The organism is Bacilli bacterium (assembly GCA_035326105.1).
Taxonomy (GTDB): Bacteria; Bacillota_I; Bacilli_A; order RFN20; family CAG-826; genus UBA7706.
On the sequence record DAOKYO010000002.1, the window covers coordinates 420602 to 438486 of the forward strand.

13 protein-coding genes and 1 tRNA gene are annotated in these 17885 nt (G+C 43.0%); 6 read left to right on the forward strand and 8 right to left on the reverse strand.

Annotated elements, in window-relative coordinates; all coding sequences use genetic code 11:
- Nucleotides 1-15: 15 nt before the first annotated feature.
- Nucleotides 16-297: a helix-turn-helix transcriptional regulator gene (locus PKC96_06460; protein ID HMM00957.1), complete on the reverse strand. Its 282-nt coding sequence runs from the start codon at nucleotides 295-297 to the stop codon at nucleotides 16-18.
- Between the two features lie 190 nt (nucleotides 298-487).
- On the opposite strand from PKC96_06460, the gene PKC96_06465 reads away from it, so the two are divergent.
- The 4 genes from PKC96_06465 (at nucleotide 488) to PKC96_06480 (ending at nucleotide 4777) form a co-directional block, all read left to right on the forward strand.
- Complete coding sequence (locus tag PKC96_06465) at nucleotides 488-1066, forward strand: helix-turn-helix transcriptional regulator (GenBank protein ID HMM00958.1); 579 nt, start codon at nucleotides 488-490, stop codon at nucleotides 1064-1066.
- A 113-nt stretch (nucleotides 1067-1179) separates the two neighbouring features.
- Nucleotides 1180-1410 carry a hypothetical protein gene (locus PKC96_06470; GenBank protein HMM00959.1) on the forward strand — a complete coding sequence of 77 codons (231 nt, stop codon included), beginning with the start codon at nucleotides 1180-1182 and terminating at the stop codon, nucleotides 1408-1410.
- Nucleotides 1411-1463: 53 nt separating this feature from the next.
- Nucleotides 1464-3167 carry a recombinase family protein gene (locus tag PKC96_06475; protein ID HMM00960.1) on the forward strand — a complete coding sequence of 568 codons (1704 nt, stop codon included), beginning with the start codon at nucleotides 1464-1466 and terminating at the stop codon, nucleotides 3165-3167.
- The gene (locus PKC96_06480) at nucleotides 3161-4777 is read left to right on the forward strand and encodes a recombinase family protein (protein HMM00961.1); all 1617 of its coding nucleotides are present in this window, start codon (nucleotides 3161-3163) and stop codon (nucleotides 4775-4777) included. The genes PKC96_06475 and PKC96_06480 overlap by 7 nt, the downstream gene beginning before the upstream one ends.
- 277 nt (nucleotides 4778-5054) lie before the next feature.
- On the opposite strand, the gene PKC96_06485 is transcribed toward PKC96_06480, so the two are convergent.
- From PKC96_06485 to PKC96_06500, 4 genes are all read right to left on the reverse strand, one after another.
- A tRNA-Thr gene (locus PKC96_06485) sits at nucleotides 5055-5128 on the reverse strand.
- A gap of 89 nt (nucleotides 5129-5217) precedes the next feature.
- Nucleotides 5218-6513 (reverse strand): 30S ribosomal protein S12 methylthiotransferase RimO, encoded by a 1296-nt coding sequence (gene rimO, locus PKC96_06490; protein HMM00962.1) that lies wholly within the window; start codon nucleotides 6511-6513, stop codon nucleotides 5218-5220.
- Nucleotides 6514-6615: 102 nt separating this feature from the next.
- Complete coding sequence (locus PKC96_06495) at nucleotides 6616-7572, reverse strand: endonuclease (GenBank protein ID HMM00963.1); 957 nt, start codon at nucleotides 7570-7572, stop codon at nucleotides 6616-6618.
- 92 nt (nucleotides 7573-7664) lie between these two features.
- Nucleotides 7665-9113: a glycosyltransferase gene (locus PKC96_06500; protein HMM00964.1), complete on the reverse strand. Its 1449-nt coding sequence runs from the start codon at nucleotides 9111-9113 to the stop codon at nucleotides 7665-7667.
- A 114-nt stretch (nucleotides 9114-9227) separates the two neighbouring features.
- Here PKC96_06500 and PKC96_06505 point away from each other — a divergent pair, with 114 nt between their 5' ends.
- Together PKC96_06505 and typA are read left to right on the forward strand one after the other, a co-directional pair.
- Entirely contained in the window at nucleotides 9228-10043 is an 816-nt protein-coding gene (locus PKC96_06505) for an NAD(P)H-hydrate dehydratase (GenBank protein ID HMM00965.1), read from the forward strand.
- A 94-nt stretch (nucleotides 10044-10137) separates the two neighbouring features.
- Nucleotides 10138-11973 carry a translational GTPase TypA gene (typA, locus tag PKC96_06510; protein ID HMM00966.1) on the forward strand — a complete coding sequence of 612 codons (1836 nt, stop codon included), beginning with the start codon at nucleotides 10138-10140 and terminating at the stop codon, nucleotides 11971-11973.
- A 35-nt stretch (nucleotides 11974-12008) separates the two neighbouring features.
- Here the strand turns inward: typA and PKC96_06515 are convergent, their stop codons facing one another.
- From PKC96_06515 to PKC96_06525, 3 genes are all read right to left on the reverse strand, one after another.
- Nucleotides 12009-14123: an AAA family ATPase gene (locus PKC96_06515; GenBank protein HMM00967.1), complete on the reverse strand. Its 2115-nt coding sequence runs from the start codon at nucleotides 14121-14123 to the stop codon at nucleotides 12009-12011.
- Between the two features lie 82 nt (nucleotides 14124-14205).
- Nucleotides 14206-15195: a hypothetical protein gene (locus PKC96_06520; protein ID HMM00968.1), complete on the reverse strand. Its 990-nt coding sequence runs from the start codon at nucleotides 15193-15195 to the stop codon at nucleotides 14206-14208.
- 10 nt (nucleotides 15196-15205) lie between these two features.
- On the reverse strand, nucleotides 15206-17509 hold the full coding sequence (locus PKC96_06525) for an alpha-amylase family glycosyl hydrolase (protein HMM00969.1): 2304 nt from the start codon (nucleotides 17507-17509) through the stop codon (nucleotides 15206-15208).
- Nucleotides 17510-17885: the final 376 nt, after the last annotated feature.

Genomic DNA, 17885 nt, shown 5'->3' on the forward strand with positions numbered 1-17885 from the left:
CCTATACACGGCGCTCTAGCCTTCTTCTTTTTGGTTTAGCGACTTCAGGCTTTCGAGATAGACAATCTCCTCCTCGCATAGGGTCTCTAGCGGGATTTCCAATGCCTGAGCCAAGCCCACCAGCTTCGGAGCGTTCATCAGGTTGCCTAACTTGCCGTTCTCGATCTGGTTGTAGGCGATGACGTCGAAACCCGACCTCTCGGCCAAAACAGACTGGGTGAGCCCGAGCTTCTTGCGACGCTCCAAGAGGTACTCCCTTTTGAGATAAACGAATCTCCTGTTCTTCTTTTGTGTCATTAAAACACCTCCTTTTTTCTTCAAACTACCTTTCGTGGAAAAGATAGACGTGATTAAATTGTATTTGTTAAAGTAAGAAAAAATAATTTGCGCCGGACAAGTATTTGCTATTTTCTTACAAATACGCAGTAAGAATTGACATATTTTTGTATTTTTTTGTTATAATGTGAGTGAAAGGTCGGTGGTCTTTATGATGGAGAACGAAGCAAATTTACGTGTTGGGAACAATTTATCTAGGATCAGGAAGTCCAAAAAACTATCCGTCTCCGAGGTTGCGAAGGCGATCGGCAGAAGCGTCGACACCTACTACTCCTACGAGGAGGGACTGAGGACGGTCCCGCTCAACGTGATGTTGGATCTTTCCGTTTTCCTCTGCGTATCGATAGACGACATAGTCAACAACGGCGTGACCAACAACAGGCCAAAGGCCATCAGCTTCGACGTCTATACCGGCGGAGAGAAGGAAAGGGTCCTCATCTCAAGCCAAAACGACGACGTTGTCTTCTTCCGCGTGGACCGCTGGAGCCTGAAGTACTACGTGAAGTGCATCGACTGGCGCTTCGACCACGAGGTCCTCATCAGCGATTCGGGCGACGTCTACCCCGCCATCGTCTCATTCGACGAGAAACTGAACATCTATTCGATCAGTAACCTCCTTTTAAATAAGACGAAAATGATGAAAGTTACTAAATTTAAAAAGGGCGTAGCCATCATCGGCGACTACGCCGGAATCATAAAAAAAGAAATTGAAATCAAAGATTTCCTCTAAAATACTTGTCCGGGACAAATTACATTAGACTTCCGCTCATGATATATTCTAATTGGCTTTTCGGTGTGAACCGATGATTTACATGTCTCCACCATTCTTCCGCAAGGAGGAACATGGAGACAATAAAAAAAGAAGATGCAAGGTTTGATGATTCAAACCCTTTTTGCATGGAATCAAAAATCAAATACGATAGGTCCCTCGAGGTAAGGTTTCTCAGATTGAAGAAATCTGCAGACCTCATGAGGGCCGATGGGCTCCTCACAGATAAGGAATGGATGAGCGTCATTCTTTCATTAAGAAAGAAACTAGGCCTCACCATTGGTATTTTCAATGACTCTCATTGACTTGATAAAAATACCTTTTAGAGCGATGTATCTATCATGAGGAGGCCATAAAAATGGAAGAAAGAAAAACGGTAATAGTAATACCAAAAATCGAAAAACCTTCAATCGATGAGAGCACGGGAATCAAGGCAAAGAAAAAGGTCTGCGCATACGCCCGAGTCTCAACCGATCTTGAAGACCAGAAAAACAGCTTTGAGGCCCAGCTCGACGAATATTCGACGAGGATCAAAGCCAACCCTGACTGGGAGTTCGTCAAGCTCTACTCCGACGAAGGCATATCGGGGACCAGCTACAAAAACCGAGAGGGGTTCAAGGAGATGCTTGAAGACGCCATGAATGGGAAAATCGACATGATTCTCACTAAATCGATATCCCGCTTCGCCAGAAACACGGTCGATTGCCTTACCATCGTTAGAAAGCTAAGGGCGAAAGGCGTCGAAGTAGTCTTCGAGAAAGAGACATTGTCATCATTAGATGACCGTTGCGAGATGATGCTCACGATGTTCGCTTCTTTCGCTCAGGAGGAATCCCACAGCATAAGCGAGAACGTCAAATGGGGAATAAGAAAAAGAATGGCCAAGGGGACTAGGAAAATCAACGCCAACTACCTCCTTGGATACTACATCGACGGAGAGGGCAAACTGGCAATCGACGAGGAAGAGGCGAAAATAGTCAGGCAGATCTACCAGCTTTTCATAGCGGGTTCGACATATCGCGAGATATGCGAGGAAATGGAGAAAGGCGGGCATCTCACCCAAACTAAGAAAGAGACATGGACCGTAAACAACGTCCGCTCCATCCTCTCAAACGAGAAATACTGCGGGGACATACTCCAGCAGAAAACCTACATCAGGGACTTCCTAGGTCACGAATCGGTCAAGAACAACGGTCAGGTCCAACAATACCTAATCGTAAGGAATCACGAGCCAATCGTGTCAAAGGACACTTTCGTCTACGTCCAGAACCTTAAAAAATACAGGATAAGCAATTACAACAACAGCATATCGAAATCCGGTAGCGGTCCCACCGCCGGGCTTCTCATCTGCTCAAATTGCCTAAGGACCATGAAGAAGATTACCACCCATCCCGGGACGCCTTATTCTAAAGCGGTCCTTACGTGCAAAGCCGACCTCAAGAACAACGAGGGTCACAAGGAGTGCTCGATATGCAACACCCTGCCCTACGATTTGACCGTCAAAGCCATAAAGGCCGTTCTCGACATGTTCTCACGCAAAAGCGACGATGACATGCTTAAGGACGCAGTTTCTGAGGCCAAATCCGAGACCGCTTTCTATGAAAGGCAGGCCGAAATCAAGCAAAGAATAGCCGAGTCCGAGAAAGAGATGAAAGACCTAATAAAAAAGCAAATCGAGGAATCGGCTGACCTCAACGCCTATGCGAAAAGATACAAGGAAATCCAGTCGTTGATAGCAGAGGAAAAGCAGGAATTGGAAAGCCTGAGCCGAGACGAATTCCGCAAGCACGAAAGGGAGATAGTAAGCGCGAGAATCGACAAATACGTAAACGGAGACATTTCCCTTACCCCTATCGTAGTCAACGAATTCCTCTCAAAGGGCATAAGGAGGGAGGACAACTCCATCCGCTTCATCTTGAAAAGCCCCACAGCCACGGATGAGTGGATACGCAACAGCATGGCCGACATCCTCAGAATGAAAGCCGTAAAAAAAGGGAACGTCACAGACGGAGAGAACACCCTCTTCTATGACGTCATCAGATTGGAGGATTCATTATGCTGAACGTCAAATCGCTCCACCCATACGACGGAATAAACAAACTGAACGTCTGCGCCTACGCAAGGATATCAAGGGACAAAGAAGAACTCGAGACCAGCCTGAACGAGCAGATCGATTTCTACACCACCACCATCCTCTCGGTCCATAAATGGAACTTCGCCGGAATGTACGCCGACGACGGAATATCCGGCTCATCCATAAAAGGAAGGGTCCAATTCCAAACGATGATTGAAAAGGCCAGAGCGGGCGAGATTGACATCATCTTGGTGAAATCGATATCGAGGTTCGCCAGAAATGTCATCGACCTGCTTTCGATAATCCAAGAGCTAAGGGTGAACGGAGTCGAGGTTCTCTTTGAAAGAGAAGGATTGTCTTCCCTAGACGTCAAATGCGACTCTTACCTAACCATGTACGCAAAATTCGCCGAAGAGGAAATAGTCTCGATGAGCAAGAACGTCAACTGGAGGAATCAAAAGGACTTCAGGGACGGCAGATACAAGATCAACGCCAGCCAAATGCTCGGCTTCCGCTACGACGAGAACAGAAAAGTCGTCATCGACGAAGCCGGGGCCAAATGGATAAGGGAGATATTCAAGCGATACGCCGACGGGCAAACCCCTGCCGAAATCGCAGAATTCTTGGAGGAAAACCATGTTAAAACAGGGGTCGGGAACCCAAAGTGGTCCTCAAGTTCGGTCCATGCCATCCTCCGCAACGAGAAATACGTGGGCGACGCCGTGATGCAGAAATTCTACATCGAAGACAACCTTACCCATAGGCGAGTCACAAACAGCGGTCAGAAAGATAAATACTACGTGAAAGACGGCCATGAAGGAATCGTCGACAGGTCCACTTGGGACAAGGTCCAAGAAATGATTAGCGCGAACGCAAGGAAATACAAAATCTTCAAAGGAAACTCGCAGGACTTCGTGACCGAGTATACGCATTTCGGCTATTGCCCCTACTGCCATGGGAACTACAGCGCGAAATGGAACCGAGACGTCCGAATGCTCTATTGCGGTTCGAACAGGACTAGGAAGCTATGCAAAAACAGCGAGTCCGTCTTCGTAGAAGACCTCGACAAGATAATCTCGATTCAAATCAAGAAACTCAAGGACAATGAACCTTTATTTAAAGAGGCTTTGTTAAAGGTTTTTGAAGAGGATCGATCGGAAACTCAACGCAACCAAATAAAAGCCTTAGAAGGCGAATTAGAGGCCCTGCGTGCCAAGTCAATCAAGTTCTCTAGGTACAAGGACCCGGCCTTCGATGAATTAAAAGCAGAAATCAAAAGAAGCATCTCCTTAAAAGCGAAAGAAAAAATGCTGATAGAGAACGAGATAATCACAAAGATGAATCCTCAAGCCAGAGCGAAAAACATAATAACAGAGCTGAGGAATTGTCCGGATGGCGATTCCATTGGAGAGTACAAATTTAAAAAACTCTTCAAAAGGGTCGTCATTTACAAAAGGGATAAACTAGTCTTCATCATTGGGAGCGAGGACGTGTCTAAACTCCCAAAAAAAATAGAGCCTTCCTTCTCTTGCAGTTACAAATACAAGATCAGGAAGACGACGTTCATCTGCAATTTCGGTATTTACATCAATCGTTAAGAGAACGAAAAAAACACCTAGGTCCCGGGAGGAATCTAGGTGTTTTCTTTGCTTCAAAATTAGGTGCGTATTAATAGTTCGAATAACCTTACCGGCTTGGGTGGTTCGAACTTTTTGATTTTCTTCTTTTCTTCATTTTCCTAGAAAATATATGTAAATCGCTATGATTTTCGATTTTGCTAGAACCTGCTAATTGAGGTCTAATGAATGTCAACGCGTGTTGAACGAGTGCAAGAAAAAAGCGACAACCTTACGTATTGTCGCTGTTTAAATTGAATGGTGCCTCCTGCCAGAATCGAACTAGCAACGGATCCTTACCATGGATCTGTTATACCACTTAACTAAGGAGGCGTCTAATCGCGCCCCTATAATATACGGAGAAAAACAATGGTTGTCAATAAAATTTCATCATTTAGCAAAGTTGAAAAAAATAAATTCAACTAGCGGACTTCAATGCCATTAAGGTCATAAACATAGGCCTCGGTAATTTTTACTTTTACGATTTTTCCTTCTCGCAGGCAATAGTCACTTGTAAAAGTAATCTTGCCATCGATATCATCGGGAGCATTCCACGCTCCCCGGAGGTAATAAAGATTTTTTTTCGTGTCATAATCAATCACAATTCCGTCGATTACTTTTCCGATTTGGGCCTTATTCTTGATATAGGATACATGCCGCTGGACGCGCATTAACTCTGAATACCGCTTTTTCTTGACGTCATCACTTATTTGGTTTGGCATATCGTAAGCGACCGTTCCTTCTTCTCGCGAATAAGGAAAAGCGCCCAAATGATCAAATTTAACTTCCTTGACAAATTCAATTAGGTCCGAGAAATCTTCATCCGTTTCACCGGGAAAGCCGACGATAATGGTTGAACGGATAATTGCGTTGGGAATTTGCAGCCGAATTTTTTCAATTAGGCTCATTATTTCGTTTCGTGTTCCCTTGCGGTGCATCATTTTACGAATATGGTCACTGCTATGCTGAATCGGCAAATCAAAGTAGGGAACGATTCGCGGATTATCCCGAATCAAAGCTATTAATCGATCGGTGATTTCAACCGGATATAAATAAAGCAACCGAATATATTTAAAAGACGGAAATTTAAGAAGCTCAGTCAATAAATCGACAATGTCCTTTTTCTCTTTTAAGTCATGTCCATAGTTAGTCGTATCTTGTGAAATGACCACCAATTCCTTAATCTTGGCCTCGTTTAATTGGGCGGCTTCCTCAACGACCTCATCAAACGGGCGCGAACGGAAATTACCGCGAATCAAAGGAATTGCACAGTATGTGCACCGGTTGTTGCAACCTTCGCTAATCCGCAGATAGGCACTATATTTCGGGGTTGAGAGCAACCGCCGAAAGGGACTCAATTCGACAATTTTACGTTTTTCGTTAGGGAATAGAGCGGCTATTTTTTGGGGTAATAATGGATAATCTCTTATCGGAATCCATAGATCGACTTCGGGAAGTTCCAGTTTTAAATCATCCAAATATCTTTCAACCAAACAGCCGATAACCACTAATTTCGCCGGATATTTTCTCATCGCCAAAATATTGTCAATGCTTTCTTGTTTGCTCGCATCAATAAAACCGCAGGTATTAATCACGATCACATCCGCTTCTTCCGGATTGGTTACAATCGTATCGCCGCTGGCTTTAAACATTCCCAATACCATTTCACTGTCTACCAGGTTTTTCGCACAGCCAAGACTTACTAAACCTATTCGCATACTTTTCTCCTAAATCCCCAATATTTTACTTAACTGAGTAAAAAAAAACAAACGAAATGAAAAAAGCGCACAAATCGTGCGCTTCTATTTCGGCAGTATTAACTAATCAATACCGCAAATTTTTTTCGTGGTGGCATCATAGTTGCCCCAAATCCGGCAGGCTAATGTGTTGTCATCAATAAATGGATTCCGATCACCTTGAACATCGTAAACAACCGAGTTCCGAACATAATCACGTTCGAGGGTCGGCGGGAATTCCAAATTCCATTTTAGGAAGACACCGATATATCCGTTCTCATTAATACCGCAGTTTTCTGGGTATTTAAGAATCATATATAGATTAGCCCGGGCCACTTCTCCCCGCGCCAGGAATGTCGGTTGAACGCCAGTGGTAAAGAATTTCAAATCAGTATCATTGCCAAATGAGTCTTTGATGTAATTGTGAATGCTGTCGGGTATTTCCGTAAATGAATAATTATTCCGGCCTTCGTTGACCGCATTATCTTCCGAAAACAGATTAGCGATGTTGCTCGAAAGATTCACAACGCTATTGTTGGCTTTTAAAGCGTCATTTCCATCGGCTAATTTACTCTGCGGGAAGCAGTGCTCTTTATTCCAAAAATTCACTTGCTGATTGACATCATAAGGATTGGTTTGCCGATTATTCTCAGGGATTAAGTTCCGAGAGTAAAGTCCCCGAACATAATTGACTCCGCCTTCAGTAACGCGATCCATCTGCTTAATATAGGTGGTAGCTTGATCATAGTTGACACCATGGAAGCCCGTGTTGATTCTGGTATTAAGCGCCGCCTTTAAGGCATCGCCTTCCAAGGAATCAAAGTTTTCAATTGAAGCGTAGTAAGCGGCGGCATCAGGATCCTGATATGGATTGAGTAAGGTGACCTCGCTACTTGGAATGACATGATCATCATCCGAGCTTGCAACTGATGTCGGAGTTGTCGTTGATGTGTCACTGGTTGAGGACGAACTTCCGCCCGTTCCACAGCCGGCTAACAGAAACGATAGCACCATTAAATAACCTAATTTGTTCTTTTTCATAATATACCTCTTATTTTTTAGCACTAATCACATTATACCCAAATAAAACATAAATCAATAAAAAACCAAAAAAGATGTAAGCCCTTTCCAGTTTATAGGTCTTTCTTGATATCGGCTCCCTTTATGATAGTTGTGGCCATTTTGTTTTTCGTTAATGACGTGTTTGGGCAAATATCTTCGCCTCTTTGCTTTTTGGCAAAGAAAGAATTGACGTTATTTATCGACCTTAAGTCATCATGGATAATCGGTTTCCACTGCGGTTTCTTAAAGAGGGCCACCACTGTAATTGGTAGGTTTAAAAAATCAAAAAAAGGAAAGGTAAACAAAAACAAAACCTTACGATACCAAGGCGCAAGCATCCGCTTCCATTCTAAAAAAACGACTGGAATAACTTGGATAAGGCAAATTGCGTATAGCTGAATGATTGAAAAAATGTTTTTAACCAACAAATTTTGCCAGTAATTATCTGGGAGAATACCTTGATGAAGCCCGATTCCGATGTATAAGCCATTGTAGATAAGTCCCCAGACAAACAAGACCAAGGAAGAAGGAAAAATATACATCAGCAAGTCATATCTAGTAAAACTATGCTGAAAAGCGGACTGTGATGATTTGGTTCGTTCACCATATGAACTTTTTCTAAAAAGGGACTTTAGCAATCGCCAACCCCGGGAAGCAAAAACCATAAGAAAGCCCTTGGACCAGCGGACACGTTGCCGGAACATCATTTTAAAAGTCCGCGGTTGTTCGTCATAAAAAATCGCTTCATGGCAGTAGCCTACTTGATAGCCTTCAAGAACGCTGTCAATAGTAAATTCGATGTCTTCGGTAATTAGTTTCCATTTCCACCCATCCTTAAGAATACTGCTTTTCACAAGAAATCCAGTCCCGGTGACATTGCATGAAAGGTTTAATTTCGAGCGCGGAATATGATTAAACCGAATATTGCGATACTGATGGTACCCATAACTCGCGGAGATAAAATTAGTATCAAAATTCTTGGTATTCCGATAGGAAGTAATAATGTCTTTGCCCGAATTAAAAGCGTCATTCATCTTATCAATATACTCAGAATCGAGAAGGTTATCAGCATCAAAAACAAAGAAGCCATCAAATGACAAAATGCCATAATCGCGTTTAATACAATCCATCAAAAAAGATAGGGCAAAGCCCTTGCCAATTTCCGTCTTTGAATTTCTCTCATAAACCACCGCCCCCAAATTGCGGGCAATATCCGCCGTATTATCCTGACAATTGTCGGCGATAACAAAGATGGTTAATAGTTCCTGGGGATAATTTTGTTTCTTGATACTCTCAATCAAATGCCCGATGACAGCCGCCTCGTTTCGAGCCGATATCATAATTCCATATTTCTTTTTTATCACCGTGGGCGGATATAAAATCGGATTCGAAAAACCGATAAAAATAAAAAGCGTCTTGTAAGCCAAGAGGGCTCCAATGGCGATGGTCAATAGTCTATCAATCAGGTCTAATATCTGTAGGACATCCATCCCCGAGAAATCAAAAGAAATATGGAACATATTTTCCTTTCATCCGTCAACGCTTAATATAGGTATTTTAGACTTAAAAGCCCATATACACAACATTATTTTACCCCTATGGATAATCAGCAGTAAAAAGATTACAATTTAAATATGGAAAAAGTACTTTCATTGGACGATTTGGTATTTCCTCCTCGGCGAGAAATTAAGACCAATAAATATGATTATGGATCACTTTTGATTGTCGGCGGGTCACCAGGAATGATGGGGGCTCCTCAGCTGGCAGCAAAAGCGGCTTTTCGGGTTGGAACCGGTTTAGTTAGCGTGGCGATAAGAAAGTCAGAAATGGCCTATTTTAACCAACTTTTTCCTGAGGAAATTATTCTTTTTTATGACGAGATCAGCAATTCCGAATTACTTAAAAATAAAACCGCCATTCTTTTTGGACCGGGAATCAAGGAAACTGATGGGGTCTCAAAAACGCTTTTTCATCAACTGTTCTCCGCCAATATACCAATGATTGTTGATGCGGGCGGTTTATCCTTCCTAAAATATGAACTAACCAATTATCGAAATATTCATCCCCCTTTGATCATTACTCCCCATCAGGGGGAGGCCAGGCGTTTCTTTGGAACGGAGGATATAATTTCCGAGGCGCAAAAAATCGTTGATGATCATTTTTTTGTCATTATAAAGAACTATGAGACGAGATTAGTTTCTCCCGGTGAAATTCGAATTGCAAACTTCGGTAACCCCGGAATGGCTACCGCTGGCAGTGGTGATGTTTTGGCAGGAATGGTTGCCGGCTTGGTTGCTCAAGGATTTTCACTTTCACAAGCGATGGTAAGTGGCGTGATTTGGCATCAAAAGGCCGGGAAACTCGCCGCTCAACGAATGGGCGAATCCGCGATGATGGCCTCGGATATCATTGAGGAAATCGCCAGTGTTTGCCCCAAAAATCCTTATTAACTTATATTACTAATTATATATAAATATATAATCATTGCTTACCGCGCTTTATGCGCATATAATAAAAAACGATTTTTGTGTGGAGGTCTTTGTCATGAAACAAAACAAAATTAGAAACATAGCAATTATTGCGCACGTAGATCATGGCAAAACAACCTTGGTCAATCAACTGCTAACCTGTAGTGGAACATTCCGTGATAATGAGGCGGTCGCTGACCGGGTAATGGATAGCGATCCCATCGAAAGAGAAAGAGGTATTACCATTCTCGCCAAAACAACCGCGATTAATTTCGGTGACTACCGAATCAATATCCTCGACACCCCTGGTCATGCCGATTTTGGCGGTGAGGTCGAACGCATTATGCACATGGTCGATGGTTGCTTACTTTTAGTCGACGCTTTTGAGGGAACAATGCCTCAGACGCGTTTTGTTCTAAAGAAAGCAATTGAGGCTCATGTTAAGCCAATTGTCGTAATCAATAAAATTGATCGGCCGAATGCCAACCCAGAAAAGGTTGTCGATGAAGTCTTAGAATTATTCATTGAACTTGGCGCTCCCGAAGAGTTGCTTGACTTTAAAGTTGTTTATACTAGCGCGTTGAAGGGAACTTCTTCTTTTTCACCCGATCCTTTACGCCAAATGCCCGGTATGGATCCCGTTTTTGAAACTATCGTTGAGGAAATTCCCGCTCCCGATGTCAACTTGGATGGTAATTTTCAATTTCAACCCGCTTTACTTGATTACAATGAATTTGTTGGCCGGATAGGAATCGGCCGGATTCAACAGGGCCGGGTACATCTAAACGATGTTGTCACCTGCGTTCGCATCAACGGCTCAACATTTAATTTTCGTATCCAAAAGCTCTATGGATTTTTCGGTTTAAAGCGAATTGAAATCGAAGAAGCGGAAGCAGGCGAAATTATTGGTATCGCGGGTTTGCCGGATCTGATGGTGGGCGAGACCATAAATAGTCTTAATCTACCCGATCCGCTGCCTATTCTTCGCATCGACGAACCAACTTTACAGATGACGTTTGGAACCAACTCTTCACCTTTTGCCGGACGCGAGGGAAAGCTTCTTACCGCCCGCAAAATTGAGGAACGGCTATATCGCGAAATTCAGCGGGATGTCTCATTGCGTTTCGAGCGCATTGTTAACACTGAATCGTGGATTGTCAGCGGTCGCGGGGAACTTCATCTTTCAATCTTAATTGAAAACATGCGCCGCGAAGGATATGAATTACAGGTAAGCAAGCCAAAAGTAATTATTAAAGAGATTGATGGCGTGGTTTCGGAGCCCTATGAGGAAACACAAATTGATGTTCCTAACGATCATCTAGGATCGGTAATGGAAGCGATGGGCGCGCGCGGGGCGGAACTCATTAACATGGATGCCGGCGAGAACAACACGCGACTGAATTACGTGATCCCATCGCGGGGACTTCTTGGCTTTATGACAAATTTTTTAACGCTTACAAAAGGATACGGGGTTATCAATCACACTTTTCTCGAATATCGCCCGGCAGTAACAACCGCCATCGGAGAACGGAGTATCGGCACGCTCGTAGCTACCGACCCCGGCATGGCCACCCCCTATGCCTTACAGCATATTGAAGAACGCGGCGTTCTCTTCATTGAGCCGGGAATTGAAGTATACGAAGGAATGATCGTGGGCGAAAATCGCTATGATATGGATTTGGCCGTCAACGTAACGACAACTAAAAATTTAACCAATCAAAGGTCATCCAACAAAGACAGTACGGTGGTTTTAAAAGCTCCAAGAAAAATGACTATCGAAGCTTGCCTTGATTATATCAACAGCGATGAATTGGTTGAAATAACCCCCAATAGCTTCCGGATGCGGAAATTAATTCTTAATACCGTCGAACGAAAAAAATACGATGCGCGCAATCGGCATAGCAACGATTAAAATAAAAGACGATTCCGTCAAGGAATCGCCTTTTTTTAATTAATCAAACTTACAAACTGGTAGCCGTTTTCACCATAGTCCATCTCATATTTTAATTTAGTGGAAACTTCGTTCTCCAAAATTGCTTTTGCGATTGCCGTTTCGACATCTCGCTGAATAAAACGTTTAATTGGCCGGGCACCAAACTCATCACTGTAAGCACTCTCCAAAACATGCTGCTTCAGCGACGTGGAGAACTCAAGCGAAATATAGTTGTTCTTTAATTGTGTGCTTAATTCACCCAGCATCTTGTCGACAATCTTATACTGAACCTCTTTGCTCAAAGGCTTGAAATAAACAATCTCATCAATCCGATTCAAAAATTCCGGTCGGAAGGCGTGGTAGAGCAAATCGTGGACTTTATCCGCCTGATTGTTAAGAAATAGTTCGCTGCCGAGGTTAGAAGTCATAATAATAATTGTATTTTTAAAATTGACTGTCCTTCCTTGCGAATCCGTCAAGCGTCCATCATCGAGGATCTGTAAAAGAAGATTAAATACTTCGGGATGGGCTTTTTCAATTTCATCAAAGAGAATAATCGAATAGGGGTTGCGGCGGACCTTTTCCGTCAACTGACCGCCTTCTTCATATCCGACATAGCCTGGAGGCGCTCCAATTAAACGCGATACCGAGAACTTCTCCATATACTCGCTCATATCGATGCGAATAATGTGCTGCTCCGAGTCAAATAAGGCTTCTGCCAAGGCGCGCGCCACTTCCGTCTTCCCGACTCCCGTCGGACCAAGGAAAAGGAAACTGCCAATCGGACGATTCGGGTTGGCTATTCCCGCCCGTTGGCGCATAATGGCGTCACTGACCAAGCGAATAGCTTCATCTTGACCGATAACTCTCTTCCGAAGGTGATCTTCTAGATGCAGAACTTTCTCTTTTTCACCTTCCATAATTTTGCTCACGGGAATGTGGGTTCCGCGAGCGATAATTTTGGCGATATCATCTTCAGTCACAATCTCGCTGAGTATCTTGTCGACATTGTCTTTTTTCTCTTTATCGGCTAAGCGTTTTTCTAGTTCGGGAATCTTCTTATATTGAAGTTCACTGGCCAGTTTATAGTCGCCGGCATTGTAGGCCGATTGTAAATCAAAACGCGCTTTATCAATATCCTGCTTAATCTTTTTAGCTTCGTTAATCTCCGCTTTTTCATTTTCCCACTGCCGAGTGAGGGCCTCTTCATTCTGTTTTGCCGACTTTAATTCATCTTCCAACTTAATCAGCCGGTCTTTACTGGCATCATCTTTTTCTTTGCTTAATGCCACTTTTTCAATTTCAAGTTGCCGCACTTTCCGAGTTACCTCATCAAGTTCCGCCGGCATTGATTCAATTTCCACTCGAATCGCGGCACACGCCTCGTCGACTAAGTCTAACGCCTTATCCGGCAAAAAGCGATCGGTGATATAACGATCAGAAAGTGTCGCCGCGGCCACGAGTGCTGCGTCGGTAATTTTTACCCCATGATGGGTTTCATATCGTTCTTTCAGGCCACGCAAAATAGAAATCGTGTCTTCAACCGTCGGTTCTTCGACCATAACTGTTTGAAAACGCCGCTCAAGCGCCCGATCCTTTTCGATATATTGCCGATATTCATTCAATGTCGTAGCGCCGATACACGATAATTCTCCCCGGGCAAGCATCGGCTTAAGCATATTCGAAGCATCCATTGCGCCGTCGGTCCGTCCGGCGCCGACGATCAGGTGGATTTCATCGATGAACATAATAATTTTATGATCGCTGGCTTTGACCTTATTTAAAATGGCTTTAAGGCGTTCCTCAAATTCACCGCGATATTTAGCACCGGCCAAAAGAGCGCCGATGTCGAGTTCATAGATTTCCTTGTCCTTCAAGGAAACTGGAACATCACCTTTAATAATGCGTTGGGCCAAGCCCTCAATAATCGCCGTTTTGCCGACTCCCGGCTCACCCAAAAGAATGACATTATTCTTTGTCTTTCGCGCCAAGATTTCGATTATTCGCCGTATTTCATCATCACGACCGATCACGGGATCGGTCTTATTCTTTTTTACTTCATCGGTTATCAACCGACCAAATTTAGTCAATACTTCAGGATCTTTGTTGTAATCAGGGAAACCTTCCATACTCATCACCTCATTTAGCACTCAATATATGCAAGTGCTAAATATATTATAAGCGCCTTTTAGCACTTGTCAAGTGAGAGTGCTATTTTTCCTCTGCCCAAATTGATACCCATGAATAATCGTTGTAGAAACGGATATAAAGGGCAAAGGTCCCGCCCTTCTTGAATGAAAGACCTTGAGGCTCCATGTTATTTATATACTTGAAGTAAGTGGCGCCCGTGTCCGTACTACCCGATTCATCAGCGGTGGTAAGTGGCGTTAGAATATCCGCCGTATAAAGCCCATTAGACGCATCGGCGTCCAAGGTATAACCGACACGCAAAACATTATTCTCTCTATAGCCGGCGGCATAACTCGGATAAGTATCATCCCCGATACCGAATTTATCGCCCAATGATTTAATAGAAAAATATGTGTCTTTTTCGACACTAATTTCGGTTGTCCACTCGGTGGTTTCAAAAGCGGTGGAGTAACTTTCCACTAAAAACGCCATTTCATCATTGGACAAATCCAAATAAAGTCCGGAGTTTGTTTCTTCGCTTGAAGATTCAGAACCAGACGATTCCGAACTCAGACTTTCTGAACTTGAAGATGGGTCGGTATCCTTAAACCATGCTTGAAGCACAATCCCCTCTGTCGCCGGCATCTCATCAAATTTAATTAATCCTCCGGATGAGGATTGATAAACCCAGCCCGAGAATTCCGCTCCCAGCTCATGCGTTATGACATCTGAGTTGGGTAAAAGTGATCCGCTTAAGGCCGTATATTCGTAGCCAAATTCAAGATTTTTAGCGCTGATATCCGTTCCATGTTGACCATTAAATAGTCCATACCGGGTTAAATTGAAGTAAATTGTGGTCATCACACTTTCGATTGATGAGTTGCTCAATGTATTTGAGGTTGGGCTACTACCGCTCGTTGATATACTGGTTGTTTCGCTTGAGGATAGGGATGTATCGAGTGAAGCGGAAGTGCCGGTTGAAGCGGATGAGGAGTCACCTCTTCTACCACATCCGGATAAAATCAATGCTACGGAAGCGAAAGTAATAATGTATAGTTTCGTTTTTTTCATATCCTATGCCTCACTTCAACACCGTTACGCCGTAACTTCCAAGACTGCTGCCCGTTAGATTATCACTAAAAACGATATTTTTATTGATATTCAAACTGACGGCATTGTTGCCGAAATTAATATAGAAGTAAAGCGTCTCCCCATTATAGGAAAGCGAATAGGCCATAACCTTGTTGCTCACAAATCCCAGGCCATTATATGTACCTTTCAAAATAATTGATTGATAAGCGGAATTGGTCTTAAAGCTCGTTAATCCCTTCACATAAGTTAATAAAGATTCATCATCGCCTTCTTGCGTGGCTACCGAAGAAAGTATGTCGCGATTATAATTGTCCCATTCGACCTTATACCCGGTAAAAGAATAGTCCGTGGTGGTTGTAAAATCCGTATCGGACCATTTCATCGGCTGCCGATACCAGCGGTCAAGATTCCAATCGGTGCCGGCGGCGCGCTCCGGCGAATTAATTCCGTCATTAGCGACTTTATTGCCACTAAGACCAATTTCATCGCCGTAGAAAATCCAGGAAACACCCGGCATTAAAATTTGCGATGCCAAATATGCCCGCGCTTTGCGGTTGGCAAGTTCATAGTTGCTACTGGAGATAGGAACGCTATTTTCCGTAATGCTACTGCCGCTTCCTACAAGCGAATTATTGACATGATTTATCATTCGCTCCACATCGTGATTGGAGGTAAATGGACTGTTTATTGCTGATCCGTTCTGCCGTGAGGCATTGAATAAATTTAATTTTGATTTTATCACGGTATTAGCCTCCACTGCAGCCGTGTTTTCCCCGCTATCGTAGAAGGTGTTGTAAACATTATGATAATAAGCGGCAAAATCAAACTGACTATCCATTCCCTGATAGTAGGGAGCGATTCTTTGATCCCAACCATCAAAGTTTTCTCCGACAATGAAGGTATTAGGATATAGGCTTTTGATGCGCGCCGAAAACTCTAAAAAGAAATTGATGTTTTTACCGCGATCGGTACTATAATCAACTGCATTGGCCGCATCGAAATCATTGACCACGTCACTGCTGTTGGAACTAACCTCATCCTTCATATAAACATGCTTGACCGCATCGATGCGAAAACCATCAATTCCAAACCCTAACCAATACTTAGCAACATCGATTATGGCGTTTCTTGTTCCTTGATAGTCATAATTTAGTTCCGGCATTGAACTGGCAAATTTAGCGTAGTAGTAATAGTTGGTGGTGCCATAGCGATACCAAGGAGCGGAAAGCTCGGCAGTCGAATACTTCCAATGATAAAAGTTGCGATAGTCGATATCGTTGCCGTCGATGTCTTTTCCTGTCATGAGCATCGCGGATTTCTTAAACCAATAGTGATTAAGCGAAGTATGATTTACGACCAGATCCATAAGAACACGAATATTTCTCTTATGCGCTTCATAGACCAATTTGCGATAATCCTCGATCGTTCCAAATTTGGAATCAATGTTATAGTAGTCAATCGTATCATAGCCATGATAAGATTCACTTTTTTGAATGGGTGTGAGCCAAATGGCTCCCACGCTAAGAGAATCGATATAATCCAGTTTCGCAGTTATTCCATTTATATCGCCGAAACCATCTCCATTGCTGTCCGCAAATGAAGAAACCATTATTTCGTATCCTACGCCAACGTTATCTTGAAAGTCCTGTGAAGTTCTCATCGGCGTATATATAGAGACATTACTATTAACATCATCACGTGAATAATGACTTCCATCATCATCGGCATAGGGATCTTCCGCTTCGCTTCCCTGATAAACAAATTCCGGATTCATCGACTTCCCTTGAGTTACAAAGATATGAATAGATCCGTTGCTTCGGACATAATTCTTTACATTTTCGACGATAACGTCACCGCCCGAATCACTCGTCCACATCCCGCTTGATTTTGCCATTGAACTCTTTAAAACAATCAAAAATCCTAAATCCACCACATTTATCATTTTCGAAGACAGAAGACTGATATCCATAATCGCTCCGGTTTGATCAAAACGAAACCAATTAGCATACAAATCACCGTCTGTGTCAGCCGGCTTTTCATTCCAGGCCCAAACCCCCCAGTCGTTGATTGTCGACATATCTTCGCGTAGATAATGAAGATAGAGATGGTCCGATTGAACCCAAGTTGCCGTAATCAAACTATCCTCATATTCCTCGGGCGTCAAAACATCAGAAGTCTCCGCTTTAACCATTTGATTGTTATTAAATAAAGATGCGCTAGTAATGAGCATCGCGCTTATAATCGAAAGCCAGCCGAGAGATTGAAAAAACTTTGAGTGTTTTTTTGCTTCCATATTATCTTCCTCGCACTAATTCTACTTAACAATTTAACCTACTTTTTAACGATTATCAATAAGCAATAAAAAAACCCAGCAGAGCTGGGTGAATTTTTAATGGGGTTCATGGGTATAACTATCATTACCCAAGAAATAAAATAACTACCGAACTGAACGTCCTGATAAAATATCGACGTTCATAATCTTATCAGCAACTGATGCGACCGAAACCGCAGCAAGACCATTTAAAATAGCGCTAAAAACTTTTGCAACTTTTTTCATAAATATATCGACCTCCTTCTTCTCATATCATGAATAAATCATGTTCCGTCGAGGGGATAGTACCTCAGCGGATGTTATATAATAGCATAATTTTTTTTATAGTCAACAAAAA